The organism is Rhodococcus sp. NyZ502 (genome assembly GCF_041464245.1).
Lineage (GTDB): Bacteria > Actinomycetota > Actinomycetes > Mycobacteriales > Mycobacteriaceae > Rhodococcus_F > Rhodococcus_F qingshengii.
Window position 1 is genome coordinate 1,150,408 of sequence record NZ_CP167155.1, and the last position, 25,936, is coordinate 1,176,343.

25 protein-coding genes and 1 riboswitch are annotated in these 25,936 nt (G+C 63.4%); of the genes, 15 read left to right on the plus strand and 10 right to left on the minus strand.

What is annotated here, in order from left to right; translation table 11 throughout:
• Nucleotides 1-6 precede the first annotated feature (6 nt).
• On the plus strand, nucleotides 7-639 hold the full coding sequence (locus ACBG85_RS05320; protein WP_042453521.1) for a response regulator transcription factor: 633 nt from the start codon (nucleotides 7-9) through the stop codon (nucleotides 637-639).
• 17 nt (nucleotides 640-656) lie between these two features.
• Nucleotides 657-1,376, plus strand: coding sequence for a DUF1707 domain-containing protein (locus tag ACBG85_RS05325; protein ID WP_007734485.1), 720 nt, complete (start codon nucleotides 657-659; stop codon nucleotides 1,374-1,376).
• A 4-nt stretch (nucleotides 1,377-1,380) separates the two neighbouring features.
• Here the strand turns inward: ACBG85_RS05325 and ACBG85_RS05330 are convergent, their stop codons facing one another.
• On the minus strand, nucleotides 1,381-1,833 hold the full coding sequence (locus tag ACBG85_RS05330) for a MaoC family dehydratase (RefSeq protein ID WP_003945664.1): 453 nt from the start codon (nucleotides 1,831-1,833) through the stop codon (nucleotides 1,381-1,383).
• A gap of 35 nt (nucleotides 1,834-1,868) precedes the next feature.
• The gene (locus ACBG85_RS05335; RefSeq protein ID WP_007734488.1) at nucleotides 1,869-2,396 is read right to left on the minus strand and encodes a cupin domain-containing protein; all 528 of its coding nucleotides are present in this window, start codon (nucleotides 2,394-2,396) and stop codon (nucleotides 1,869-1,871) included.
• Nucleotides 2,397-2,548: 152 nt separating this feature from the next.
• Here ACBG85_RS05335 and ACBG85_RS05340 point away from each other — a divergent pair, with 152 nt between their 5' ends.
• On the plus strand, nucleotides 2,549-3,121 hold the full coding sequence (locus ACBG85_RS05340; protein ID WP_042920278.1) for a TetR/AcrR family transcriptional regulator: 573 nt from the start codon (nucleotides 2,549-2,551) through the stop codon (nucleotides 3,119-3,121).
• 89 nt (nucleotides 3,122-3,210) lie between these two features.
• Nucleotides 3,211-5,073: a DUF2339 domain-containing protein gene (locus ACBG85_RS05345; protein ID WP_063314964.1), complete on the plus strand. Its 1,863-nt coding sequence runs from the start codon at nucleotides 3,211-3,213 to the stop codon at nucleotides 5,071-5,073.
• Here the strand turns inward: ACBG85_RS05345 and ACBG85_RS05350 are convergent.
• The 3 genes from ACBG85_RS05350 to trmB are packed head-to-tail and all read right to left on the minus strand — an operon-like array spanning nucleotide 5,048 to nucleotide 9,460.
• Nucleotides 5,048-7,987: an MMPL family transporter gene (locus ACBG85_RS05350; protein ID WP_372026474.1), complete on the minus strand. Its 2,940-nt coding sequence runs from the start codon at nucleotides 7,985-7,987 to the stop codon at nucleotides 5,048-5,050. The two genes, ACBG85_RS05345 and ACBG85_RS05350, sit on opposite strands and share 26 nt — an antisense overlap.
• 10 nt (nucleotides 7,988-7,997) lie before the next feature.
• Nucleotides 7,998-8,705, minus strand: a complete 708-nt coding sequence (locus ACBG85_RS05355; RefSeq protein ID WP_003945733.1) for an NYN domain-containing protein — start codon at nucleotides 8,703-8,705, stop codon at nucleotides 7,998-8,000.
• Nucleotides 8,702-9,460: a tRNA (guanosine(46)-N7)-methyltransferase TrmB gene (gene trmB, locus ACBG85_RS05360; RefSeq protein ID WP_338927676.1), complete on the minus strand. Its 759-nt coding sequence runs from the start codon at nucleotides 9,458-9,460 to the stop codon at nucleotides 8,702-8,704. Before trmB ends, ACBG85_RS05355 begins: the two co-directional genes overlap by 4 nt.
• Before the next feature lie 199 nt (nucleotides 9,461-9,659).
• On the opposite strand from trmB, the gene ACBG85_RS05365 reads away from it, so the two are divergent.
• From ACBG85_RS05365 to epsC, 6 genes are all read left to right on the plus strand, one after another.
• Nucleotides 9,660-10,556 (plus strand): GTPase domain-containing protein, encoded by an 897-nt coding sequence (locus ACBG85_RS05365; RefSeq protein ID WP_003945496.1) that lies wholly within the window; start codon nucleotides 9,660-9,662, stop codon nucleotides 10,554-10,556.
• Nucleotides 10,549-11,889: a hypothetical protein gene (locus tag ACBG85_RS05370; protein ID WP_372026479.1), complete on the plus strand. Its 1,341-nt coding sequence runs from the start codon at nucleotides 10,549-10,551 to the stop codon at nucleotides 11,887-11,889. The genes ACBG85_RS05365 and ACBG85_RS05370 overlap by 8 nt, the downstream gene beginning before the upstream one ends.
• A gap of 134 nt (nucleotides 11,890-12,023) precedes the next feature.
• Nucleotides 12,024-12,362, plus strand: coding sequence for a DUF6802 family protein (locus ACBG85_RS05375; RefSeq protein ID WP_042920271.1), 339 nt, complete (start codon nucleotides 12,024-12,026; stop codon nucleotides 12,360-12,362).
• 277 nt (nucleotides 12,363-12,639) lie between these two features.
• Complete coding sequence (locus ACBG85_RS05380) at nucleotides 12,640-14,469, plus strand: phosphoenolpyruvate carboxykinase (GTP) (RefSeq protein ID WP_003945806.1); 1,830 nt, start codon at nucleotides 12,640-12,642, stop codon at nucleotides 14,467-14,469.
• Between the two features lie 196 nt (nucleotides 14,470-14,665).
• Entirely contained in the window at nucleotides 14,666-15,601 is a 936-nt protein-coding gene (gene cysK, locus ACBG85_RS05385; RefSeq protein ID WP_003945916.1) for a cysteine synthase A, read from the plus strand.
• A gap of 5 nt (nucleotides 15,602-15,606) precedes the next feature.
• On the plus strand, nucleotides 15,607-16,185 hold the full coding sequence (gene epsC, locus ACBG85_RS05390; RefSeq protein WP_003945907.1) for a serine O-acetyltransferase EpsC: 579 nt from the start codon (nucleotides 15,607-15,609) through the stop codon (nucleotides 16,183-16,185).
• A 57-nt stretch (nucleotides 16,186-16,242) separates the two neighbouring features.
• Here epsC and ACBG85_RS05395 read toward each other — a convergent pair whose 3' ends face one another.
• The 3 genes from ACBG85_RS05395 to ACBG85_RS05405 are packed head-to-tail and all read right to left on the minus strand — an operon-like array spanning nucleotide 16,243 to nucleotide 18,470.
• Complete coding sequence (locus ACBG85_RS05395) at nucleotides 16,243-16,545, minus strand: hypothetical protein (protein ID WP_338927677.1); 303 nt, start codon at nucleotides 16,543-16,545, stop codon at nucleotides 16,243-16,245.
• Between the two features lie 28 nt (nucleotides 16,546-16,573).
• Nucleotides 16,574-17,521 carry a cation diffusion facilitator family transporter gene (locus ACBG85_RS05400; protein ID WP_042452614.1) on the minus strand — a complete coding sequence of 316 codons (948 nt, stop codon included), beginning with the start codon at nucleotides 17,519-17,521 and terminating at the stop codon, nucleotides 16,574-16,576.
• Between the two features lie 10 nt (nucleotides 17,522-17,531).
• Nucleotides 17,532-18,470 (minus strand): alpha/beta hydrolase, encoded by a 939-nt coding sequence (locus tag ACBG85_RS05405; protein ID WP_338927678.1) that lies wholly within the window; start codon nucleotides 18,468-18,470, stop codon nucleotides 17,532-17,534.
• Nucleotides 18,471-18,528: 58 nt separating this feature from the next.
• Between ACBG85_RS05405 and ACBG85_RS05410 the strand changes: the two genes are divergently transcribed.
• From ACBG85_RS05410 to ACBG85_RS05430, 5 genes are all read left to right on the plus strand, one after another.
• Nucleotides 18,529-19,137, plus strand: a complete 609-nt coding sequence (locus ACBG85_RS05410; RefSeq protein ID WP_082920542.1) for a TetR/AcrR family transcriptional regulator — start codon at nucleotides 18,529-18,531, stop codon at nucleotides 19,135-19,137.
• 6 nt (nucleotides 19,138-19,143) lie between these two features.
• Nucleotides 19,144-19,291, plus strand: a riboswitch (cobalamin riboswitch).
• Nucleotides 19,292-19,406: 115 nt separating this feature from the next.
• Nucleotides 19,407-20,414, plus strand: coding sequence for an iron ABC transporter permease (locus ACBG85_RS05415; RefSeq protein ID WP_064074161.1), 1,008 nt, complete (start codon nucleotides 19,407-19,409; stop codon nucleotides 20,412-20,414).
• On the plus strand, nucleotides 20,411-21,229 hold the full coding sequence (locus tag ACBG85_RS05420) for an ABC transporter ATP-binding protein (RefSeq protein WP_081557424.1): 819 nt from the start codon (nucleotides 20,411-20,413) through the stop codon (nucleotides 21,227-21,229). The genes ACBG85_RS05415 and ACBG85_RS05420 overlap by 4 nt, the downstream gene beginning before the upstream one ends.
• On the plus strand, nucleotides 21,226-22,287 hold the full coding sequence (locus tag ACBG85_RS05425; protein WP_083058421.1) for an ABC transporter substrate-binding protein: 1,062 nt from the start codon (nucleotides 21,226-21,228) through the stop codon (nucleotides 22,285-22,287). The genes ACBG85_RS05420 and ACBG85_RS05425 overlap by 4 nt, the downstream gene beginning before the upstream one ends.
• Complete coding sequence (locus tag ACBG85_RS05430) at nucleotides 22,284-22,985, plus strand: (2Fe-2S) ferredoxin domain-containing protein (RefSeq protein ID WP_338927679.1); 702 nt, start codon at nucleotides 22,284-22,286, stop codon at nucleotides 22,983-22,985. Before ACBG85_RS05425 ends, ACBG85_RS05430 begins: the two co-directional genes overlap by 4 nt.
• Before the next feature lie 330 nt (nucleotides 22,986-23,315).
• Here the strand turns inward: ACBG85_RS05430 and ACBG85_RS05435 are convergent, their stop codons facing one another.
• Both ACBG85_RS05435 and ACBG85_RS05440 read right to left on the minus strand, forming a co-directional pair.
• Nucleotides 23,316-24,761, minus strand: coding sequence for an aldehyde dehydrogenase (locus tag ACBG85_RS05435; protein WP_003945530.1), 1,446 nt, complete (start codon nucleotides 24,759-24,761; stop codon nucleotides 23,316-23,318).
• Between the two features lie 4 nt (nucleotides 24,762-24,765).
• Nucleotides 24,766-25,935, minus strand: a complete 1,170-nt coding sequence (locus ACBG85_RS05440) for a hypothetical protein (protein ID WP_058039148.1) — start codon at nucleotides 25,933-25,935, stop codon at nucleotides 24,766-24,768.
• Nucleotide 25,936: the final 1 nt, after the last annotated feature.

Below are 25,936 nucleotides of genomic sequence, written 5' to 3' on the forward strand. Positions count from 1 at the left end.
ACGGTGATGGTCGTCGACGATCACCCGATGTGGCGCGACGGTGTCTCCCGGGACCTCGAAGCTGCCGGCTTCACCGTGAGCGCCACGGCGGAGGGTGTTGAGAGTGCGCGCCGCCGGGCCGCCGCCGTGCAACCGGCGGTGGTTCTGATGGACATGAACCTGCCGGACGGAAACGGTGCCGACGCCACCACCGCAATTCTCGAGGTTTCGCCGAAGAGCAAGGTACTGGTGCTTTCGGCCTCTGCCGAACGTGACGACGTCCTCGACGCGGTCAAAGCCGGAGCGTCGGGTTACCTGGTCAAGAGTGCTTCGGTGGCGGAACTGCTCGAGGCCGTGCGAGCGACTTTCGACGGACAAGCCGTCTTCACCCCCGGCCTCGCCGGATTGGTGCTCGGTGAGTACCGCCGGATGTCGACGGCACCGGCCGACGATCGCGCACCCGAGCTGCCTCGGCTCACCGACCGTGAGACCGAAGTGCTCCGTCTTGTCGCCAAGGGGCTGAGCGCAAAACAGATCGCCACGAGGCTCTCGCTCAGCCACCGGACCGTCGAAAACCATGTGCAGGCAACGCTTCGGAAGCTTCAGTTGGCCAATCGCGTCGAGCTCACGCGATACGCGATAGAACAAGGTCTCGAATAACGTTTATCCTGGAAATCATGGAGGCCAGGAATCTACGCGTATCCGATGCCGAACGAGAGCATGTCGGCGAGCTGCTGCAGAAAGCTGTCGGTCAAGGGATGCTCTCGCTCGGTGAGTTCACCGAGCGCATGGACACTGCCTTGGCCGCAAAGACACGAGGTGAGCTCAACTCGGTTCTCGCCGATCTTCCGGGCATCACACTGATCTCCGACTACGACCCACCCGCGTATCCCAATGCGGGTCAGCCGATGTACCAAGGCCAGCCCTACCCGGCGCCGACGTACCAACCCCAACCGCCGCCGGTTCACCCGAGCCCGCCTTACCGCGCTCCCGTCGGGGCTCCGGTTGTAGGTACTTACGGAGCGGCAAATGCTGCCGTGATCCGTGGACGAATGGCGACGGTGACGCGGAACGGTGCCTGGATCGTTCCACCAGCTGTCGTGGTCGACACCAGAATGTCCAGTGTGACTATCGATTTCACGCGTGCGGTGATGCAGACGCAGGTCGTGAACATCTCGATCGACGACTACGCCAGCTCGATTTCACTGATCGTTCCCGAAGAGGCGACGGTGGACATGAACGGTGTCGAGGCAGTCGGGGGAAGCGCGTCGAACAAGGTTCGTTCCGGCCCACAGATGGGCCCGCTGCATCTGGTGGTGCACGGCAAGGTGCGATTCGGCAGTGTCACCGCGAAGCATCCCTTCGGTACCACGATCCGAAAGATGTTCGGCTCCTGACCTTTCAGTGATACGCGCGGGTCAACATCTCGGCGACGCACACGGGCTTGTCACCGTGTTCTCGTTCGAACGTCTGCGTCACCGTGATCTGGACACCGCCGTTGATCGGTTCGACTTTGCTCAACGTCGCGCGCATGCGGACACGAGAGCCGACCGGAAGCGGAGCGGGCAACCTGACCTTGTCGAATCCGCAGTTGAGAGCAAACGCAAAACCTTCGAGCGAGAACATTGCGTACGAGAACTTGGGGCCGAGTGAGAGCGTGTAGTTGCCGTGCGCGATGGTTCCGCCGAACGGCGACTCCTTCGCGCGATCCACATCGACGTGAATCCACTGATCGTCGCCGGTGACCCGGGCGAACTCGTCGATGGACTCCTGGGTGACATCGTGCCAGTCGCTGACGCCCAGCTCTTGGTTCAGGTTGGCGCTGAGGTCTTCTGCTCCGGTGAGTACAAGCATGAATCTTCCTTCGATCGGTAGGTGCTGACAGTCGGTCAGTGACTTTCGATGCCGAATCCCACACCGTGTGTCTGTGCGATCTCGGCGGTGGCAACGAGATCGAATTCGATCCCGAAGTCTGCTTCTACCCGCGCTGCAACCGATTCCGCGGCGGAACCTGCTTCGGCCAGTAGTTTCGGCATCAGTTCGAACAGGTCTTCCATTCCTCCGGGCGTGATGATTTCGAGAATCCGCGCTGGAGCGTCGTCGGGATTCCACACGGCGTGCCACTGGCCACGCGGTTTGAAGATCATGGCGCCGGTCTCCGCGTAGACGACCTCGTCTCCGACCATCGCTGCGACGCGGCCACTTTGAACCACCGTGTACTCGTCTTCCCGGCTGTGGCGATGGACCGGTGAGGTCATCGAATGCGGAGCGATGCGGTGTTGTACAAGAGAGAAACCTCCCTCGGTTTGTTTGTTACGAACCATCATCCGGACGCCGGTGGCCGCGAGGGTCCCGGCGAGGTCTTCGTCCGGTCCGAGGACGGTCGTGGTGGTGTTGTTCGGGGAATTCGGTGACATCGATTCAGTCCTTCGTCGTCGTGAGCGTCGTTGTCCGCGCTCCGGTTTGTTGATTCCCGAATCATGTACCAATCGGTCTAGTGATGCAAGGTTTTGACAATTTATGCACTTCAAGTGTTGTCGATATGTGTACTGATCGGTATATTGAACGTATGTCTACGAGGGATTTGTTGGTCGATGCCGCTGCCGATTTGTTGCAGCGGAAGGGCTACGCCGGAACGGGGGTGTCGGAAGTTCTCTCGGCTAGTGCGACTACCAAAGGTTCCTTGTACTTTCACTTTCCCGGCGGCAAGGAAGAACTCGCAGGCGAGGCTCTGAGGCGACGTGGCGAGGCAATGGCCGATTTCATCCGGCACCTGCTGGAGAGCTCACCCGATGCAGCCACCGCGATCTCGGCATTCGCCGCCGCATTGGCTGCGCGTTTGTCGGATTCGGACTACGAACGTGGATGCGCCCTGGCTACGGCAACACTGGATGCCGCAACCGAATCCGAGGTCATCCGCGGTGCTTGCGCGGACGGGTACAACTCGTGGCTCGCACTGCTGGCTCAGCGCCTCGAGGCAGACGGTTGGTCCCGCGAAGACGCCGAGTCCGAGGCAATTCTCGCTCTGTCCGCACTCGAGGGCGCGCTGGTCCTTGCTCGGGCGCGTCAGGATCCCGCTCCGCTTCACACTTCGGGTCGGCTTCTGTCCGAACGATTGCGGAACGCGGCACCTCGGCGTTAGTGCCCTGTCAGTTGAGTACGAGAAGTCCCCAGGCTGATCGAGTAGTACTACTCATCTGATCGGTTCGGCCACGCAGCAAGCTCGAAGCCATGACCACACCGAGCTTTTCCGCCGTCGATCCGCGACTGGTGACCGCCCTCTCGGCCGAGTGCGACAGCATCGGCCGGCAGTTGCGTCACATGGGCCAGAACCTGTCGATCCTGCAGACTCAGCTGTCCTCGGCTACTGCGACCCCGCCCATGCCGGTAGTTCCGGCACCCGCATCTCCGGCGCCACAGGTGCCGCAGATGCCACCAATGCGTCCTCAGCAGAGCGTGCCCGCGTGGCAGCCGCCGACGTATCCGGTTGCCGCGCCTCGCCAGCCCTGGTGGCAACGCGACGGTGTCATCAGTCGACTCCTGGCCGCGGCAGGTGTTGCCGTCACACTGATCGGCGTCGTGATGCTGCTGGTACTTGCAGCGCAGGCCGGATTCTTCGGACCTCCGCTGCGGGTGCTCGGCGGTGCGCTCCTTTCCGGCGCCTTGGTGTTTGCCGGGGTGCGGGTCCACGGACGGCCAGGGGGCAAAGTTGGGGCAATTGCCCTGGCTGCCACAGGTTTTGCAGGGATGTATCTCGATGTCGTCGCAGCCTCCGTTCTCTACGGTTGGGTGACGACACCGCTCGCGGTGGTGATTGCCTTCGGAATCGCCGCCGCCGGCGTTGCCCTCGCCGTGAAGTGGGATTCCGAATCGCTGGCGCTCATGATCGTTCTGGGAGCAGCGCTGCTGGCTCCCGTGTTGACGTCGGGAATATCGTTGACCCTCATCGGTTTCCTCTTCGCGATCCAGTCGGCGACATTCTCCGCCCAGCTCGGTCGTGACTGGAAGTACCTGGGCATGGCGCGCACCGTACCGGTGGTTCTCGCACTGCTCGCAGCGATAGCGTCGGAGTCCATCTTCGGCGAATCCGGTAACAGTGCAGTGCAATTGGTGATCAGTGCCGGCGTGGTTGCAATCGTGGGGGCCGGCTGCGCGATGGTTATGCAGTGGACGGGTTCGCCCTCGCGTGACGGCATTGCAGGGGCGTGGTCCACCGCTACCTTTGTTGTCTCGTCCCTTCCGCTGATGAGCGTCGGAGCCGTGCTCGGGCGCACCGAATCCGCAGTGCTGTACGGAATTGCTGCGGCACTACTTCTTTCGGCTGCAGCGGCGGCCAAGCCTTTGCCGACGCAACTGCGATTCGGACTGGGCGCAACCGGCGCCCTCGCATTGTTGCTCTGCTGCTTCTCCGGGGCGACTGAATCTCTGGTCGTACCGCTGATCCTCACGGTCGGAATGATCTTCCTCGGAGTCTCGCTGTATGCGGGTTCGCGCTTCGTCTTCGCGCTCGGAACCGCCTTTGCGGCAATCGGATCGATCGGATACCTCACGACGGTTCCGCCGGAAGCGTTGACGACCGCTCGCGCCGCATCCATGCAACTCGGTGCGATCACGGCGCTCTCGAGCCTGACGGCGATAGGCGCGGTGGTGATGCTGGTCTGGGCGATTCACCGACTGAAGTTGATTGCCGATTCCAACGCGGCGGTTCTATGGGCGGGCGCAGGGTTCGGTGTCCTCTACGCGGTGACGTGCGCGCTCGTCTCATCCGGCGTCGAAATTTTCGACAGTGCAACCGGTTTCGTTGCCGGGCACAGTGTTGCAACCATAGTGTGGATGCTTGCCGCCACGTCAGCGCTGGTGCTCGGATTGAACAACCGCCAGCACGCTCGCGTCTTGCTCGGAGCCGGGCTTGCTCTCACCAGTGCGGCCGTGGCAAAGCTGTTCCTCTTCGACCTGGCCACACTCAGTGGGCTGGTGCGTAGCGTTGCCTTCCTGGTGGTCGGCTTGCTGCTCCTGCTGGTCGGGACACGTTATGCACGAGCCTTCGCCAAGCAGGAGCAGGAGCAGGTCAGCTTCGCTTCTGGCGAGCGATGAGCTCGCTCACGCTGATGGCGCCTGCGTCGTCAGGCCGGTGCCTGCCGGTGGCGTTGTCGTCGCCGTCAGGGGTGGCGTCCGAGACTCGGGGCTCGTTGGTAGGCGAAGGCGAATCCGTGAAAACCCCGTTACGACGCTCCGGAGCGGTCGGTGGAGGCGGCGACTGGGGGGTCGCCTCCACCGAGGTCGGGGCTGAACCGTTTGTTGCAGAGCCGTTGGTAGCACCGTTTGCGGAGCCGTTCCGGCTCGCGCCGTTGGAGCCTGAACTGCTGCTGGCAGCACCGTTGGTCGCCGAACCGTTTGTCCGCGAAGGCGTCCGGACCACCGGCAGTGGACGTGAGGCCGGGGGAGTCTGTTCCCGGGCCCGCAGGTCCGACAACCAACTCTCGATGGGACGCTCGGCCGGCGCAGCGGGCGTGGGGTTTCTGCGCTTGTCGCTGGCATTCGGTTGCGGCCGGTACGAGGGATTGGGTACAGGTGCCTCGATCAGGTTCTGGGGGGCGCTGGCTGCACTCCCGATATCGAGACGACGTCGCGGTGCCGGCTTCTCCGCGGCGGGAGCCTCCGTGTTGGGTGCCTTGATCGCCATTTCGCTGAGCGGAATGGGCTCGGTGAGAGGATCGGGAACGCGAGGTCCGCTTTCCGGCTGTGCAGCCGGGGCAGGCGGCGGCATGACCCGCGAGGCCGCTTCGATCTTGCGCGGCTGCCCCGGTCCGGCGATCGCACCGACAGGCGCGATCTGCGGGACGTTCGCGAGTACCAGCTCGTTGTCGAGGATCGGCTCGCCCAGCCCGATCTTCTGCTGGATCCGCTTCATCCAGGCCGGAGCCCACCAGCAGTCGTCGCCGAGCAGTTTCATGGTCGCGGGGACCAGGAACATTCGGATGAGAGTCGCGTCGATGATCAGCGCGGAGATCATGCCGTAGGAGATGTATTTCATCATCACCAGATCGGACAGGCCGAATGCGCCGGTGACCACGATCAGAATCAGTGCGGCAGCGGTGATGATCCGGCCGGTATGTGCCGTGCCGATACGGATGGATTCGGTAGTACTCGCGCCCTGCGCGCGCGCTTCGACCATGCGGGAGAGCAGGAACACTTCGTAGTCGGTCGACAGGCCGTAGACGATCGCGATGATCAACACCAGGACGGGAGACATGATCGGTCCCGGCGTGAAGTTCAAGAGACCGGAACCGTGCCCGTCGATGAAGATCCAGGTCAGGATTCCGAGCGTCGAACCCAGTCCGAGCGCGCTCATCAATGCGGCCTTGATGGGCAGGACGAGCGAGCCGAACGTCAAGAACATCAGCAAGGTCGTCAGCAGGATGACGGATACGACCATCAGCGGCAGACGATCGAGCAATGCGTCGACGCTGTCCTGCTCGATGGCCGGAGTACCGCCGACCAGCACAGTTGTGCCCTCGGGCCAGTCCGCGGACCGCAGATAGTCGATGGTGGGACGTGCCTCGTTCCGCTCCGTCAGACCGGCCTTGAGGACGTTGACACCGTCCTTCGTCGCAACCTCCGGGGTGAACTTCTCGACCAGACCCGGCGCAGCATTTGCGGTCTTGGAAATCTGACCGAGGGTGGTGTTGTCGGCTCCCTCGATGACGAGTCGAACGGGCTCGGTGCGATTGCCGGGGAAGAGTTCGTCGAACTGCGCCTGCGCGACACGCGTGGGGCTGTCCGGGGGCAGGTACGTCTCGTTGATACCGCCGAACTTGATGCCCGTCAGCGGAATGATCATCAGCAGTAGAGCCGCGACGATCGGGACCGCGACCTTGAGCGGATGCTGCATGACCCAGCGGGTGAGCTTGCCCCAGAAACCGTTCTCGATTTCCTCGTTGGTCTTGGTCTGGCGCAGCTTCTTGAAGGTCAGCGCGTCGATCCGCTTGCCGAGAATGCCGAGAATCGCGGGAAGAATCGTGATGGACGAGATCGCGGCAAGCATGACGGCAGCAATGGCGCCGTAAGCCACCGATTTGAGGAAGCCTTGCGGGAACAACAGCAGACCGCCGAGGCTGACGGCAACCATGGTCGCCGAGAACATGACCGTTCTACCCGCCGTCATGACCGTTCGGCGTACAGCGGTCGGGGTGTCGTACCCCTCGGCTATCTCTTCTCGGAAACGGCTGACGATGAACAGTCCGTAGTCGATCGCGAGACCCAGGCCGACCAGAGAGACCACGGGCGCAACAAACGCGTTGACCTCGGTGAAGTTGGTGATCAGTCGAATGATGCCGTTGGCGCCGATGACGGTCAGACCGCCGACGATCAACGGGAGGGCAGCAGCGACGACGCCACCGAAGACGAAGAACAGCAGGACACCGACAGCAGGAATCGCGAGCATTTCCATGCGCTTGATGTCGTTGGCCATCGTGTCGTTGAGCGAATTCGCGACAGGTTGCAGGCCGGCGAGTTGCACGTCGACGCCGTCGATGTAGAACTGCGACTCGACGTCGCGGAAGTTGTTGGACACCGCGGTGTCGTTGTCTCCGGCGATCGCGATGCTGGTGACCGCGTGTTGCTTGGTCTTGTCCGCCAGGGCCGCCACCGAGAGACCGTTGTCGACCTTGAAGTACGAGCCGTTGATCTTCATGATCTGGTCGGGGTTGTCGGCGATGAGTCGCTGCAGATTGTCGATGACCTTCGCTTGGAACTCGGGGTCGTCGACGGTCTTGCCCTCCGGCGCCGTGTACAGCGCCAGAACGTCACCCGTCGTGCTGCGTCCGAACGTGCCGTCAGCGAGTTTGGCAGCCTCTACCGATTCCGACCCCGGATCGTCCCAGCCGCTCTGGCTGAGATGATCCTGCAGGCTCAGGCCGTACGCAGCGAGCCCGAGGAGCCCCGCCACCATGACAGCGATGACGGTGAAGCGGGCTCGATAGACGATGCTTCCCCAGCTGGCGAACACTGATCAACTCCTACTCGGCAACACTTTTTCGCCCGATGAGCAGGGCAGAAAGCGGTCGGAACGGCTGCAACCAGGCGCCCTCGTCGGGCAGGGTGTCCAGGCTTACCCGTGGCAGAGGCTCACGGAAGACACCTGGGATGTCCTCGAGATCGACGAAGTCCAAGATATCGGACGACACAGCCCAGCTGGCGTGTTCACGGAACCCGAGAACCTGGACCGGGATACCGGTTGCTGCGATGTCCTCGAGAGGTTCGCGGAACGCTTGGCCGTCGGCGGACGCGACCATGATTCCGGCGAGGCCCTCGCCGTACCGGAGCGCGATGTGCTCGAGCATGTCCGAATCGACATCGCTGTCTTCATCGACCTTCGGCTTGGCGAACACCGCGAAACCCACGTTACGCAAGGCTTCGACCCAAGGACGAACGACGTCGGCGCTGCCGGACGCGATGTTGGTGAAGACGGTCGCTTCAGGCTCGAGCGTGCCGCTGTTCTGTGCGGACAGTTCGGCGGTGCGAGAGAGCAGCCAACGACCCAAAGCGTCGAATCGTGGCCGGTAGGCGGCGGTAGGCCGGCCACCGAGGATGGCGCCGAGGCCCATGTCGAGGTTAGGGGCGTCCCAGACCAGAAGCACCCGCTTGGGGTGGCGGGAGTCACGACCGAAGTCGAGAGGAGATTCCGACGACGTCACGTCGTCGGATAGCTGTTCGCTGACGCTCATGCTCTGATCTTCCCCCATATAAGCTCGGTGATTGCACTTCCGACCTTATGGGCTTTGTCCTCGAACTTGGTGACCGGACGCTCGTGGGTCATCGGAGACTCCCAGTCGAGTGCGGTCAGCAGCGGCTCGGCATTGCCGGTTTCTTCGATCCATTCGGCGTACTCGGCGTGATCGGTTGCCACGTGCAGCACTCCGCCAGGCTTGAGACGGTTGGCGATCAGCGCGAACGTCGGCCCCTGCAGGAGGCGACGCTTGTGATGGCGGGCCTTGGGCCACGGATCCGGGAAGAACACCCGGACGCCCGTCAGCGATTCGGGGGCGACCATGTTCTCGAGTACGTCCATCGCGTCACCGCGCAGTACGCGGACGTTGGGAATTTCTTCGCGTTCGACCTGCTGGAGAAGCTGCGCGAGCCCTGGGCGGTACACCTCGATCGCGATCAGGTTCACGTGCGGTTCCGCCTTGGCCATTGCGGCCGTCGCGGTGCCGGTACCCGAACCGATCTCGATGATCAGGGGTGCTTCACGTCCGAACCAGGCGTTCGCGTCGAGCGGTGTGTCCGAGACGTCGGCGCCGATGAGCGGCCACTGACGGTCCCAAGCCTGCTGCTGTGCGTCGGTCAGCGCACCCCGGCGAGAGCGAAAGCTGGTCACTCTCGGATGGAGACGGGACCCCTTGGTGTGGTCCGTCTGCCCCGTGTCAGGGGTCTGCGGTGCATGCTGATCGGCTTCGTTCACGAACCCATTGTCACGCATGACCCCCGTTTAGCGCAGACGGGTCTGAAGTTTGAGTTGAGACTTTCCACGGAAAGTCCTGAAACCGTCGACTTCGGACTGTCGGCGAAAGGGCGGTGTCACCTGCCGTCCTTGCCGAGAACCTGACAGAATCTCACCGACACGATGGGGACGTGGGGTGGGGATGAACACAGGATTTGCATGCCGTGAGTGGTCACGAATGTTGCCCGCAGAATCGATCGACGACGCCTGCTCGGAGCCGATCGATCAGCTGCGCGCTCTGGCATATCGGCTGACGTCGATCGATTCGGGAGCCGCAGAGGCGGTCCACTCGGTGCTCGGATCGCTGACTGCGCCGCTCGAGCTGGTGGTCGCCGGACGGGCCGGGGTGGGGCGGTCGTCGTTGGCGCGAATCCTGAGGCGCGACGACCGGTTCTCGCGCAGAGTTGTCGGCGCACCGGTTGTGGTGACCGAGTCGAGGGCATTCGATGTCCCTGGAACGTCGAACCCCGATCTGGGTCGTCGTTGCGTTGTCTACGTGGTGGTCGACGCGGTCCGCGACGTCGACGGCCGAGCCATTGCTCGAGTTTCCGATCGTGTGGTCGTCGCTGCGAACAAGGCTGACCTGTTCGGTCCGCGCTGGGACGAGGCGCTGGGACGGGCCGCGGAAATCTCCGAGAACGTCGGCGTGCCCACGGTTCCGGTGGAGACACTGACCGGGCGCGGCGTCGAAGAGTTGTTCGCGGCTCTCGGACCTGTTCTGGAGGCGCAGTGGTGGGGCCGGGTCGAGCAGATCGGCCCGGCGCTGAGGCGATCTGCCTCGCGCAGCATTGCGGGCAGGGACGAGATCGAGTTGTATCTGAGTTCGGACTCCGCGGTGTTGTTCGGCGCCGCGGCGGCGATGATGAGCCCCGAAATTCGAGCCCTGCGTCAAGGCGAGCCTCCCGATCCTCGGACTGCTGACGACGCGGGCACGTGCAGCCGGTGGTGGAGCGAGCTCGTGAACGAGTCGGAACAGTGTCCGCAACAACGGGTCTCACTGATTCGACGCGGGTATGTGCGTCGGTGGGCGCAGCTCGGAGGCGATCGCTCTGCCCCGGCGGTGACCGATGAATAGCGTTTCGGTACTTCCGGATTCGGTGCTGCGCGTGGTGCAGCGATGGAATCCGGCATCCGATCCGGGTCGCCAGGTCGCCGCCGAAACATGCAGGGGCACTCGCATTTACGTTGTCGGTCCACCAAGGTGTGGACGGGAAGACGTCGCGCAGATGTTCGATGCTTCGGATGACTGTTCGTCAGTGACACGCGAGGTGGACGCCGACGTCGTACTTCTGGTCGTCGACGCTGCCAGTGTGATCGGACGCGAGGATCTCCTTCTCCTCGGCGACGCTGCGGCGAGCGGAACCCCGGTGGTGGTGGCGCTGACCCGCGTCGACGTCTATCGAGACTGGCAGGCGGTGCGCCGGCGTGATGCCGAGATTCTCGCTTCGCACTGCACCGCTTTTGCGCAGGCTCCCGTGGTCCCGATTGCGCCTGGTCAGGAGCAGTCACTCGTTGCGGTCGTGAGCCGGGCGGCACGGGAGAGGGAAGCAGGTGGTTCGGATTCCGGAGTCATCGCACAGACGCGCCGGATGATCGAGATGGAGATCCGGAATCTACGTGACGGTGTTCCTGGTGCCGAACTGCGGGCAGAGCGATCGCAGCTGCTCGCAGACCGTGACGGCCGGCGAGGCGAACGCCTGGTGCAGGTGCGAAGCCGACTGCAACGAGCGCGCGGGGATCTGTCACAACAAATCGCCGAGGCAACCCGGGCGACGGTCGCCGGGGCACGTGCCTGGGTCGACACGGCCTCGCGAGCCGAATTGGGCAGCGTGCCGACGCGACTGCAGCACGAGGTCGACCACCACACCCGGGTGTTCGACGCCGCGATGGCGGCAGCGGTGGAAGTGGCGGGCACGACCGGATACATGCCTTCCCCACGGATTCCGGAGGGCCCGCCGCGCCGTCAGCGCGGAAACGAAGACCGGGTGACAATTCTTGTCGGCGCGTCCGCGGGTCTCGGCCTCGGCCGTATCGCAGTGACTCCGCTGGAAATGATTCCGGCCTTGGAGTTCGCAAGTATCCCCGTGACGTTGATTCTGGGTGGCGCCGCGGCGTGGTGGTTGGCGCGAACTCGCGGGCTGACGGCCGATCGTGCCCACTCCAGGTCGTGGATCGTCGAATCGATGTCGGCGGTTCGCGCTCAGTGGGAGCAGCGAGTGCAGAGCGTGCTGCTCGAGGCCGAGGCGGATCTGGGAGCGGCGATCATGGCGGAGAGTCGCGAGCAGTTGGCGTCGGCGCAGGCTCGAATCGTGGAGATCGACGGTGAACTTCGTGAGCTCGCCGCGGCCAGATCGGGTCAGCTCGCGTCGTGCGAGCGCGACCTCGCCGTTTTGAACACCGCCTACTGATCATTTCGCGAGTGCAGAGTTCTCCACAGTGCTGCAATTTCGGCCACGACTGATCGTCGGGGTCTGGTAATACTGAGCGGACGGTTTCGGTAGGGGTTGCCGAAGCAGTAGGTCACCATCCAGTAGGGGGAGTAATGGACGCATTTCTGATCACGGCCGGACACATCGACGGGCACGAAGCCGAAGCGCTCGATCCTGGGCGTATCGAGCCCGAGACCTTCGGGCCCGCGTCGGGACCGGTCGATGCCGGCGACCTGAACTTCGACGCCTTCGACTTGGACGGTGACGGAACGGTCGACAGCCGTGTCGTCCACTCCGACGACGCTGTCGTGATCGTGTCCGATTTCGATCGCGACGGTAGCGCCGATCGCCTCACGATGATCGAGTCGGACGGCGACTACTCGGCCTGGGAATGCAGTCGAGACGACGAAGGCGCCCTCGTGTGGCAGAAAATCGATGCCGGAGCGCTCTGAAAAGCTTCCGTTTATGTGCTCTGAGCGCCGGGTAGGCACCTGAACACACCAACTGAATCGTTTCTGTGACATTTCTGACCGCACCCGATTACCTGCAGGTGAACAGCCAGCGTTAACCTCAATACATAGGACACCCGGCGTCCGTGAAATCCACGTGAGTGGATGACGCGGCTGGACCCCGTCGAGAGGGGGACACCGGGATCGACTGGTATCGGGGCGCTGCAGTTCGCATCCGGTGTCACGAGAACCCGGTTCCGGCTCACCCCAGGAGAGTTTGATGACCTCAGCGACCATTCCCGGTCTCAATGGAACTGACGGCACGCCCCCCACGCAGCACAAGGAACTGCTTGCATGGGTGCAAGAGGTTGCCGAACTCACCCAGCCTGATCGCGTCGTCTTCGCAGACGGCTCGGACGAAGAATGGGACCGACTGACAACGAAGTTGGTCGAGGCAGGAACCTTCACCCGCCTCAACGACGAGAAGAAGCCGAACTCTTTCCTCGGCAACTCCGATCCGTCCGATGTCGCGCGAGTCGAATCGCGTACGTACATCTGCTCGAAGGAAGAAATCGACGCAGGTCCCACCAACAACTGGATGGACCCGGCGGAGATGCGCACCCTCATGGGTGACCTGTACCGCGGTTGCATGCGTGGACGCACCATGTACGTCGTGCCGTTCTGCATGGGCCCCCTCGACGCCGAGGACCCGAAGCTGGGCGTCGAGCTCACCGATTCCGAGTACGTCGTCGTCTCCATGCGCGTCATGACCCGCATGGGCAGCAAGGTTCTCGACAAGCTCGGCACCGACGGGTTCTTCGTCAAGGCGCTGCACTCGCTGGGCGCTCCGCTGGCCGAAGGCCAGGAAGATGTCGCGTGGCCGTGCAACGACACCAAGTACATCACCCACTTCCCCGAGGATCGTGAGATCTGGAGCTTCGGTTCCGGCTACGGCGGAAACGCTCTCCTGGGCAAGAAGTGCTACTCGCTGCGTATCGCCTCGGCAATGGCGCACGACGAGGGCTGGCTGGCCGAGCACATGCTCATCCTCAAGCTCATCTCGCCCGAGGACAAGGCCTACTACATCGCGGCGGCATTCCCCTCCGCTTGTGGCAAGACCAACCTCGCGATGATCCAGCCGACCATCCCCGGGTGGCGCGCCGAGACCCTCGGTGACGACATCGCCTGGATGCGTTTCGGTGAGGACGGACAGCTGTACGCCGTCAACCCGGAATTCGGTTTCTTCGGCGTGGCTCCCGGCACCAACTGGTCCTCGAACCCCAACGCCATGCGCACCATCGACCAGGGCAACACGGTCTTCACCAACGTCGCTCTGACGGACGACGGTGACGTCTGGTGGGAAGGCCTCGAAGGCGACCCGCAGCACCTGATCGACTGGAAGGGCAACGAGTGGACGCCCGAGTCGGGCACCCATGCGGCTCATCCCAACTCGCGTTACTGCACCCCGATGTCGCAGTGCCCGATCATGGCTCCCGAGTGGGACGACCCGAAGGGCGTGCCGATCTCGGCAATCCTGTTCGGCGGACGCCGCAAGACGACGGTTCCGCTGGTCACCGAGGCTCGCGACTGGCAGCACGGCGTCTTCATGGGTGCAACGGTCGGCTCCGAGCAGACCGCAGCAGCCGAAGGCCAGGTCGGTACGGTTCGCCGCGATCCGATGGCAATGCTGCCGTTCCTCGGCTACAACGTCGGTGACTACTTCCAGCACTGGATCGACCTCGGCAAGTCCGCCGACGCGTCCAAGCTCCCCAAGGTCTTCTACGTCAACTGGTTCCGCCGCGGCGACGACGGACGCTTCCTGTGGCCAGGCTTCGGCGAGAACTCTCGCGTCCTGAAGTGGATCGTCGAGCGTATCGAGCACAAGGCTGCCGGTATCGACACCCCGATCGGCGTCGTTCCCACCGGATCGGCACTCGACATCGAAGGCCTGGACGTGTCGGACGCCGACATCACCGAGGCCCTCGCGGTCAACATCGACGAGTGGAAGGCCGAGATCCCGCTCATCGAAGAGTGGTTCGACTTCGTCGGCGAGAAGCTGCCGACCGGCATTCGCGACGAGTTCGAAGCTCTGAAGCAGCGGTTGGCCTGATAAACCGCCCCGTATGTAGTGGCCTGATGCCGCATTGGTTCAATTTGATGAACCGATGCGGCATCGGTCGTCTGTATGCCCTTGCCTGTAGCCGTTAAGCAGTTCAGCCGTTAAGCAGTTCAGCCGTTATGCAGTTCAGCCGTAAAGCAGTGATCAGCGAGCGGGTCGACACACTCGATCCTCAGGAGGACCAGATATGAGCGGGATCTACAACAACGTGACCGAATTGGTCGGGCGCACCCCGATCGTGCGGCTCAACCGTCTGACCGAGGGCCTGGACGCACAGGTCGCCGTCAAGCTCGAGTTCTACAACCCGGCCAACAGCGTCAAGGACCGGATCGGCGTGGCGATTATCGACGCCGCCGAGAAGTCCGGTGCACTCAAGCCCGGTGGCACCATCGTCGAGGGAACCAGCGGTAACACGGGTATCGCACTCGCCATGGTCGGTGCTGCTCGCGGCTACAAGGTCATCCTGACCATGCCCGAGACCATGTCCACCGAGCGTCGCGTGATGCTGCGTGCTTACGGCGCCGAGATCGTGCTGACCCCGGGATCCGAGGGCATGGCCGGTGCGGTCGCCAAGGCCAAGGAAATCGTCGAGCAGACCGAGAACGCTGTCTCGGCCAGCCAGTTCGCGAACCCGGCCAACCCGGCCATCCACGAGGCAACGACGGGCGAAGAGGTCTGGGCCGACACCGACGGCGCCGTCGACATCTTCGTGTCCGGCATCGGCACCGGCGGCACCATCACCGGCGTCGGACGCACCCTTCGCAAGTACAAGCCCGAGGTCAAGATCGTGGGCGTCGAGCCCATCGACTCACCGATCCTCAACGGTGGCCAGCCCGGCCCCCACAAGATCCAGGGAATCGGCGCGAACTTCGTGCCCGACGTCCTCGATCGCGAGATCTACGACGAGATCATCGACGTCTCGTTCCCCGATTCCATCGAGGTCGCTCGCGCACTCGGCACCAAGGAAGGCATCCTGGGCGGCATCTCGTCCGGCGCCATCGTCTGGGCAGCACTCGAGTTGGCGAAGCGTCCGGAAAACGCCGGCAAGCTGATCGTGGCTGTCGTGTGCGACTTCGGCGAGCGTTACATCTCCACCCCGCTGTTCGAACACATCCGGGACTGAGACTTGTGAGTATCCTCGGGACAATTCGCGAGGACCTGCAGGCTGCGCGCGGTCAGGATCCTGCCGCGCGCAGCAATGTGGAGAACGCGCTCGTTTATTCAGGGCTGCATGCCATTTGGGCACATCGGGTTGCGCATCGCATGTGGGCCGTCCCTGCGCTACGCGGCCCGGCGCGAGTGCTCTCGCAGCTGACACGCTTCGTCACCGGCATCGAGATTCATCCCGGTGCCACCATCGGTCGGCGGTTTTTCATCGATCACGGCATGGGCGTCGTGATCGGGGAGACGGCCGAGGTCGGTAACGACGTGATGCTCTATCACGGCGTCACTCTCGGTGGTCGCTCGCTCGAGCAGGTCAAGCGTCACCCGACGCTGGGAGACCGGGTCACCGTCGGCGCTGGTGCCAAGATCCTCGGACCTGTCGTCATCGGTGAAGGTAGCGCTATCGGCGCCAATGCCGTTGTCACCAGAGATGTTCCGGCCGAATCCATCGCGACGGGTATCCCGGCGGTGGCGCGGCCACGGACCACCAAGGAAAAACTGGTGGACCCGAACAGTTACATCGACCCTGCGATGTACATCTGAACGTATTCCTCGGATGGCCACCCCTCGTGTAGACGACGGGTGGCCATCGGCGTCTGCTCAGGCGTGTGTCAGGCGCCACCCGAGACGTCCCAGTACGGCCGCCGTCAGAGCGCCCAGTGCTGCTCCGATCAGGGGATAGCAGGCCAGGACGAGCCAGCGCGGTCCGTCCAGGGGTTCGTAGGCGGTGGCTATCGTCGACTCGTAGTCCCGAGCCATCTGCACGTCCCGGAACGGTACGTAGGAACCCTGATAGACGATGGTCTCGTCAGGACTGGTCATCACGTCGATCAGACTGCCCACCAGGGGAATTCCCCCGACGACAAATCCCAGAACCGCCAGAATCACGATCAGTGCGCGCATCGAACGAGCCTATCGCCCGGCCGGAAGTTCAGACTGTGATCGACGGTTCTTCAGGCGTCGAGAGGGTCAGGATCGCCCGCACGACACGTGGGCTCTGCTCGAGTGAGCGCTCGAGTTCGCGCAACGTGTGGGCCACACGGGATTCCGCGTAGTCACCGACCAGATCGACGCTGGCCACCAGGTACACCTGCCGCGGACCGAGGTATTCCATACGCAGGAACGTGATTCGGTTGATCTCGGGCAGTTGGGTGAGTGCCTCGACGGCTGCTGCCCGCAGCGTCGGCGAGGCCTCTTCGCCGACCAGGAAGCGGCGGTTCCGATCTATCAGGATGATTGCGATGACCCCGAGGAGAATGCCGACGAAGATGGAGCCGAGGGCGTCGGGGATCGGTGAACCGGTGACCTGGTGCAACAGAACACCGACGAACGCGATGACCAAACCGATAAGTGCCGCAGCATCTTCGGCGAACACGGCCCGAGTCGTCGGGTCGGATGTGTTGAGTGCCTGGGTCATGACGTCGCGGTTCACGGCGGACGCTTCGTTTCGGAGTTGTTTGTACGCCTGCCGGAACGAGATGCCTTCGAGGATGAACGAGACGCCGAGGACGGCGTAGGCGACACCGAAGTCGGAGGCCGGTTCGGAATGGAACAGTTCCTGGATGCCGTGGGTGATCGAGACACCCGCGCCGAGTGCAAACAGTCCGAGGGCGGCGAACATCGACCAGATGTATGCCTCCCGGCCGTACCCGAGTGGCTGGTCTCGGTCGGGAACCCTTTTCGAGCGGCGGTTCGCGATCAGCAGCAGCACTTCGTTGCCGGTATCGGCCCAGGAGTGGGTGGCCTCTGCGACCATCGATGCAGATCCGGTGACGATGGCGGCCGCCGTCTTGGCACCGGCGATCAGCGCGTTCGCCGCAAACGCCAGTACGACCGTCGTGGTGCTCTCGTCGGCCGATGCTTCCGTTTCGGTGCTCACGATTCTCAGGCTAGGCGGGTGACGACGGTTTCGTGCGGTGACGCTCGGCGACGGAGCGCAGCAGTGTGTCGACGGCGTCGTGGAACTGCGTCAGGCCCGGCTCTTCGACGGGAAAGTGCCCGCACCCGTCCAGCATCACGAATTCGGTGGGTGCGTTGATGCGGCGGAGGAACTGCAGGCTCAGTTCGGGTGGCGTCCATCGGTCGTCGGCCGGGTGGGTGAGCAGAACGGGCGTCGTCCGAAATGCTTCGGGTGCGGTGTGCTCGAACGAGAAGTAGCTGCTGAGGAATCCGAGTGGCACCCGAACACCGCCACCGCGCGGATCGGTTGCGCACAGCGTCGCGAGTTCACGGTTGCTGCTCATGTTCGCGACGTCGGCGACCCAACGGATGGGCACGCGGATACGGCCCACCAGTCGTTCGGTGCGGCGCATCAGGGGAGCGCCGTAGACGCCCATCGGGCCGAACCGCGCCGCGGCAGCTCTGGCCGACGGATTCGAGGGATCGAGCAGACAGGTGGCGACGACGGCGTCGGCCAGACCGGTCCGCGCGGCCACCTCGTAGGCCAGCAGACCGCCGATGCTGGCTCCCAACAACACCAGCGGCCGATCGTCGGCTGCCTTCTCGGCCCGGACGAGATCGCAGAGGAGATCGACCCACTGCTCGTACCGGACGCCGGCGGGATCGGCTACGACGGTGTCGCCGTACAGCGGAAGGTCAGGGAAGAGGACTTCGGCTCCGAGTTTCACGCCGATCCCGGCGAACGGCCACAACGCGCCCGAGTAGCCGCCGGCGCCGTGGATGCCGAGAACACGAACCGGCGCGTCTGGAACCACGGCCCGTGCGACGTGGACGGTGTTGCCGTTCCACTCCCACCACGTCGTGGTCGGCGCCGGCATGTGGTCGGTGTACCGGTCGGGCATAAACTTCGAGTAATCGGCGCTGGTCACCTACACAATTCTCGGTATCGGTATCGGCGTCGCGGCTGACAACTCGCATCGGAGGACCGTGTCGACTCGACGGAAAAGGCCCTCCCAGCAGCGCTCGAGGGCTACCTACGACGCGATCCTGGAGGCAGCTACTCGCGTTTTCGCTTCGGAAGCCATGGCAGCGACCACCAACCGGATCGCTGACGAAGCAGGGGTGTCGGTGGGCTCGCTCTACCAGTATTTCGGCGACAAGTACGAGATCCTCTCGGAGTTGGCGAACCGTCACGTGAGTGCTGCGCGGGAGAGTTTTGCGCTCTGCCTTGCCGACATCGTCGAGCGTGAGCTCACCCCGGACGAGGCCGTCCGGATGTTGGTGGAGTGCGCGGTCGAAGTGAACAGTAAGCCGCGAGAGTTCTTTCACCTGCTCTACGATCAGGTTCCGCGTACGCGTGAGCTCATCGAGCAGGTCGAAGAAATGAATCGGCAACTGGTACTAGGCTTTTCGGAGTGCCTCCAGAGCCACGGTTTCAGTGCGGAGGATGCGTTGTTGACGTCGCGGCTGACCGTGACTGCCGTGGACAGTCAGGTGCATCGGGTTGTGCTGGAATCGGATTCACCCGAAGAACTTCGAGTGCGAACGGAAGCCGTCGTACGGCACGCGAGATCGATGATCGGGTCGCAACGTTGATCCGGTGTCGAGAATGGTGACCGCGGTCCGTTATGGTTCTGACGTCATCATCGAGGTAATGGGAAGTCGGTGCAATTCCGGCGCGGTCCCGCCACTGTGAGGTCGTCCCTGCGTCGACCGTAGCCAGATACCACCCTCGTTGACGTTGTGTCATGCCACGAGGATGGATCGGTCACACCATGAATGCTGTTGGCGGAGCTCTGTCTCCACCTACCCACCTGCCTGCGCCGAAGGCTGGTGCACCGCGAGGACGACTCGGTCCGGGTATCGTGCTGCCCGCTCTGGTGATCGTCACCGTGCTCTCTGCTGTGTGCGCGTTGGCGTTCGGATCCGAGATGCTCCCCGTGTCCACTGTGGTGGACGTGGTGCACTCGCGCTTCGGAGGCCCACCCGTCACGCGTTCCGAACTTGCGATCGTGTGGGGGATCAGAGCACCTCGGGTACTGCTCGGTCTGGCCGTCGGCGCTGGTCTTGCCGTCGCCGGCGCGGTGGTGCAAACCCTCGTCCGTAACGCTCTCGCCGATCCCCACCTGCTGGGAGTGTCGTCCGGCGCGAGTGTCGGTGCCACCGCCGTCATCACCACCGGACTGTTCGCCGGCGCGGGAGTGTGGGCGCTCAGTTTCGGCGCGATGATCGGGGCGTTGGGAGCTGCGATTCTCGTCTTCACCATCGCGACGCTGCAAGGCGGTATCACTCCACTGCGATTGGTTCTGACCGGCACCGTTACCGCATCCGCCCTGTCGGCGATCGCGAGTTTTCTGGTGCTGCGTACCAATGATTCCCAGGCCGCGCAGTCCGTATTGTTCTGGCTCCTGGGAAGTTTGGCCGGGGCATCCTGGGACAAGTTGTGGGCGCCGGTCATCGTTGTGTTCCTGCTGACGGCAGCGGTGTTCGCGCTGCACGGTTGGCTGGACGCGCTGGCGGCCGGACCGGACGTCGCGGCTTCGCTCGGTATTCCCATCCGAACCCTGCGAAACGTGCTGTTCGGCGTGCTGGCAGCGTTGGTCGGCACGATGGTTGCGGTGTCCGGCGCGATTGCCTTCGTAGGCTTGGTCATACCGCACGTCACACGCATGCTTGTCGGAGCCAGACATCGAGTGGTGTTGCCGGCGGCAGCGCTGATCGGCGCGTCGTTCCTCGTGTGGGTCGACGTCGTGGCGCGGACCTCGTTGCGGCCGACCGAGATCCCGCTGAGCGTGGTGACCGGGGTGATCGGTGCACCGCTGTTTCTCCTGCTTCTCGGCCGTCGGCGCTACCGATTCGGTGGCAGTTCGTGAGCGCCCGAGCCCTGGCGCTGACCGCGTCCGGAGTCGTTGTCCGCATCGACCGTCGAACCATCGTCAAAGGCGTCGACATCGCGGCCGACGCCGGCGCAGTGGTCGGCGTGGTTGGTCCGAACGGCTCGGGCAAGTCGACGTTCTTGCGTGCTCTCGCCGGTCTCGGGCCGATCGCCGGCGGTGACATTCGTGTCGGCGGCGACTCCGTGCACGCGATGCCCGCGCGGTCGCGGGCCAAAGCCATTTCCTTTGTGGCGCAGGAAGAGCAGAGTCCTGCCGATTTGTTGGTTCACGAGTACGTGAGTCTGGGCCGCACACCACATGCAAAGCCCTGGAGCGTCGGTGGAAAGCACGAGAATGCCGTCGTCGATCGTGCTCTGGGCGAGGTCGGAATGATCGAGCACCGGTTCTCTTCGATGGACACGCTTTCCGGCGGTGAGCGTCGGCGGGTGTTTCTCGCCCGAGGTCTCGCGCAGGACGCCGGCGTGCTCATCCTCGACGAGCCGACCAATCATCTCGACATCCGGCATCAACTCGAACTGCTCGATCTGGTCCGGTCGTTGGACCGGACGGTGATCATGGCACTGCACGACCTCGATTTGGCTGCGGCAGTGTGCGATCGGGTGCTCGTGCTCGCGGATGGAGTGGCCAGGGCGTTCGGACATCCATCCGACGTACTCACCACCTCGGTGGTGGCAACTGTCTTCGGCGTCGAGACTTTCGAGCTCGTGAACCCCGCGACAGGCCGTTCACACCTCGTATTCGAATCACGAAATTCTCAACTACAACAATCATTTTCGGAGAGTGCACTTTGATACATGTCAAGACCCGCGCGTCGTTCGGTGCGGTTGTAGCCGCGACAGCGTTGTTGGCCGTTTCCGGATGCTCGGCAACTGCACCGGTGGACGAAGCCGCGGACAAGACTTCGGTGACATTGGAGAACTGCGGAACGGAAAGCACTTTCCAGCTTCCGATCGAGAACGTCGTTGCGACAAGCAATGCGGCCAATATCGGCACCATTCTCCGAGTCGGCGGTTTGGATCGTCTCGCTGCCGTCGTGTTGAACACGAACAACGACGCGGTCATGGAGTCGATGTTCGGCCCTGGAATTGCGGATGTCCCACACCTGGACGGAACGATCACGATGGAGACGATTCTGGGTAAGCAGGCGGACCTGGTGGTCGGCTCCTACAGTGGCTTGTTCAAGGGAGCCTCCGGTGTGACGCCGGAATCGCTGCAGAGCAACAACATCGACTCATACGTGATCTCCGACAGTTGTCGGCAGAGCGCGGCAGCGGATTCCGCGCTCGGAACGATGGGGCCGTGGGATGCCCTCCGTGCGGACGTGACCAATTACGGAAAGCTGTTCGGTACCGAGGACACCGCCGCCGAGGCGCAGACCGAATTGGATTCGCGTTTGGCGCGTCTGGAGTCGGCGCCGGATGCCGCCGACAAGCCGAAGGTGCTGATCTATGACAGCGGTGAGGAAGATCTGTACACCAGTGGAGGCAACGGAGCCCCCAACGGAATCATCGACGCGGCCGGGGGAACCAATGTGTTCGCCGACGTCGACAACACCTGGTTCAAGGCGAGCTGGGAGACCGTCGCGAAGTCCGAACCCGACGTCATCGTGATCATGGACTACAAGAAGAGTGCCGACGAAGTACAGGGCAAGATCGACGCGATCAAGAGCCGAGAAGGCCTGCGTGACCTCGACGCAGTCAAGCAGAACCGTTTCGTCGTACTCCCGCTCGCCATGTTCACCAGTGGGTTCCCCAATATCTACGGCGCGGAACAGTTGCGCGCGAAGATCGAAGAGTTCGGGCTGGCTCCGTCGAGCAGCATCGACTGGACAACCGCGCCGTCGGCATGAGCAACAACCGGTGCTCGCGTCGGGTGATTGTCGTCTTACGGCCGACTGTCAGCGGCCTGGACGAGTCGGCCGCGCGACGGATGTTCGACGCTGTTCAGGCGGGCACCGACGCCGACGTTCGCGTTGCGTACCTCGATGTCTCCTCGCCGAGCCTTCACGAGGAACTCGATCGAGCCCATGTCGATGACGTCGACAAGGTCGTGTTGATTCCAGTTGCGGTGCCGAGGGATCGGTACCTGCTCACGTGGACAAGCAAGGCGGTTGCGAACTGGCGCGAAACCCGAATCGACGCCGAACTGGAAGTGACGCTCCACGAATCGGAAACGCTCGAAGGTGCGGTGGCCGGGCAGGTGATCGACGAACTCGACTCGGCGGGAAAGCCGATCACCGCGAGTCCGGCGTCGTATCGCAGTCCGGCGTGGTCCGTGATCGAGCAGCACGATAGGCATCTGTTGGTGTGCAAGGGCCCTCGCTGTATGGCGTACGGAGCAGGACCGCTTCACCGGGCCATGAGTGCGGCGGCCAAAGGCACTTCGGCAAAGGTGACCGGAACCGGTTGTCTGAGCCCGTGCAACCTGGGCCCGTTGGTGATCGCGAACCCCGGTGGCACCTGGTTCGGTCATGTGGACGCCGGTGACGCTGAAGCATTGGTCGCAGGTCAGGAGAATCAATTGGTGGATCACGTTCTGGACCGGTAGATATAGGTCGGCGAAACAGAGAACCCGCTGAGCGCGAAGTGCGCTCAGCGGGTTCTGTTGTCCTGTCTCAGGAACCGAAGGGAAGGGTTCCCGGCGGGATCTGGTATCCACTGCTGCCGACGGAGGCGCTGCCCCAGAGTGCGAGGAAAGCGTTGATGGCGTTGGTGAGCATATGAATGTCCTTTGTGAGATGACTGATTCGTTTTCGACGGTACCGGGTGGATCTGTGGATTCGCTGGGAGTTGGCACCCATTTCATGGGGCTGGCACCCGTTCCGGCAGGTCGGAACGGGTGCCAACTGTCAGCAAAGGGTGCCAACTCCCGGGTGGGTCAGCCCACGTAGCCGGGCGGCATGAGTACGGACTTGGTCTCGCAGAAGGCTTCGAGACCCTCAGGTCCGTTCTCGCGACCGATACCGGAGTTCTTGTAACCACCGAACGGTGATCCGGGATCGAAGGCGTACCAGTTGATCGCGTAGGTACCCGTGCGGATCTGCGCGGCAACTTCGAGTCCGTGATCGATGTCGGTGGTCCACACCGATCCGGCGAGGCCGTAATCCGAATCGTTGGCGATCTTGATGGCCTCGTCCTCGGAGTCGTACGGGATCACCGAGAGAACGGGTCCGAAGATCTCCTCGCGTGCGATGGTCATCGAGTTGTCCACGTCGGCGAAGATCGTCGGCTCGACATACCAGCCCTTGTCCAGGCCGGCGGGGCGTCCACCACCGAGTACGACGCGCGCGCCTTCTTCCTTACCCTTGGCGATGTAACCCTCGACGCGCTCGCGCTGCTTCTCGGAGATCAGCGGGCCGAGTTGTGCTGCGGGATCGGACGGATCGCCGACGGTCATGAAGCCTGCGGCGGTCTTCATTCCCTCGATGACCTCGTCGTAACGCGAACGGGGAGCGAGGATTCGGGTCTGAGCGACACAGGCCTGACCGGTGTTCATCAGGCCGGACATGACGAGCATCGGCATTCCGGCGGCGATGTCGGCGTCCTCGAGGATGATCGCGGCGGACTTGCCACCCAGTTCGAGGGAGCAGCGCTTGAGGTTCTGTGCGGCGATGGCACCGATCTTGCGGCCGACGGCACTGGATCCGGTGAACGTGATCTTGTCGATGCCCGCGTGAGAGACCAGGTATTCGCCGGTCTCGGCTCCGCCGGGGAGCACGGAGATGACGCCTTCGGGAACGCCTGCCTCGGTGAAGATCTCGGCGATCACGTGGACAGAGAGAGGGGATTCGGGTGCGGGCTTGAGCAGTACGGTGCAGCCGGCGAGCAGCGCGGGGGCCAGCTTGTTGATCGCCAGGAACAGCGGGACGTTCCAGGCCAGCACGGCGGCGACGACGCCGACGGGCTCACGGGTCACCTTGGTCTGCCCGAATGCGCCGGTGCGCTTCTCTTCCCACGCGAACTTGTCGGCCAGCTCGGCGTAGTAGCCCAGCGTCGCCATCGACGGGGTCTGCTGCATCATGCCGACCATGGCGGGCGGCTGGCCCATCTCGTTGGAGATGAGCTGGTTGATTTCCGCGCTGCGCTCTTCGATCAGCTTGGCGGCCTTGGCGAGGATCGCGCCGCGCTCGGCGGGGGTGGTGCGTGACCACGGTCCCTCGAACGCCGCGCGGGCTGCGGACACGGCCGCGTCGATGTCTGCCGGTGCTGCGATGGGACAGCTGCCGACGCGCTCCTCCGTTGCGGGAGAGAACACTTCGAGTACCTGGTCGGTGGCCGGGGCCACCCATGCTCCACCGATGTAGAGCTTGTCGTAGTCAGTCATCAATTCATTCCTCGGTGTTGTCGGTCGCCGCGAGGGCATACGCGTCGTCTGCCTGTGCGGTGTCGGTGAAACTGGTGAATCCGTATTTCTCGTGCGGTCCGATGGCGGCTACCTCGAAAAGGCCGGTGCCGGTGTTGGTGTTCGTGCCTTCGGTGAGAGTGAAGGACGCGAGATTGTCGACGGGGGAGAACATGCGTTGGAACGGTTCGATCTCGTGGACCTTGTGGCGGAGCCCTTGTACGACGAGTTCGCCCTGCCACATTCCGTGACGCCAGTCCTGTTCGAGTCCGTAGCCGGTGCCGATTCCGATGTAGTTGGCCAGCAACAGTTCGCAGGTGACGGTCAGGACTTCACCGCCTGGCCGGTGGAAGGTGATGGTTGCTCCGGTGACGTCGCGGGTGTCGGGGCAGAACGTCAGTTCGTGTTCGGGCCGGCCGAGCCATTCGTTGTCCCTGATTTCGTCCGGCCACACTCGCATGGCCTCTTCGACTATGCGCCTGCCCTGCTCGTCTTCCTGCATGATCACCGAGATCGTGAACTCGTCGAACTGCATGACCGCGTAGATCCAGAAGAAGTTCTGGATTCCGTCGACGGCGCGTCTGCCTTGCGGTTCGGCTTCACCGACCGGACGCACACCCCACGAGCGGTCGCGGTTTCCCCGCCACGTCTTCGGGTCGATCGCGAACTCCTCCCCGTCGACGGTGAGCGATCCGGTCCAGGTTCCGGTCTGCAGGAAGCGCGAGGTGTCGAACGTGACCCGTTCGAGTTGGCGACGAAAGTGCTTGGGCTCGAGCGCCGCCGGGATGGTGGCGTCGAAGGTGATGTCGAAGGAGAGATCGTATTCGCTGCCCGGTTCGAGGACGACGCGGAGCTTCTGCAGTCCTTCCAGCACTTCGATGCGCAAAGGTCCGACGGTGGTGTCGGTACGGTCGGCGCCCAGTGCCTTCGACATACGGGCAACGATGTGGTCGTCACCGCGGCGCAGTACCGCGAAGGCGTCCATGACGCCGAGGTTGGGGTACTGGCCGAGTCCGACGATGAGGAACACGTCGGGGGATTCGGTGGGGTAGCAGTTGAAGTAGTAGCGGTCGTAGAAGTTTCGATCCGAGGTGGCTACGTGACGGATCGGTTCGGCGATCTGGTGAACGGGGTAGTCGTCCATCGGTGACAGCATG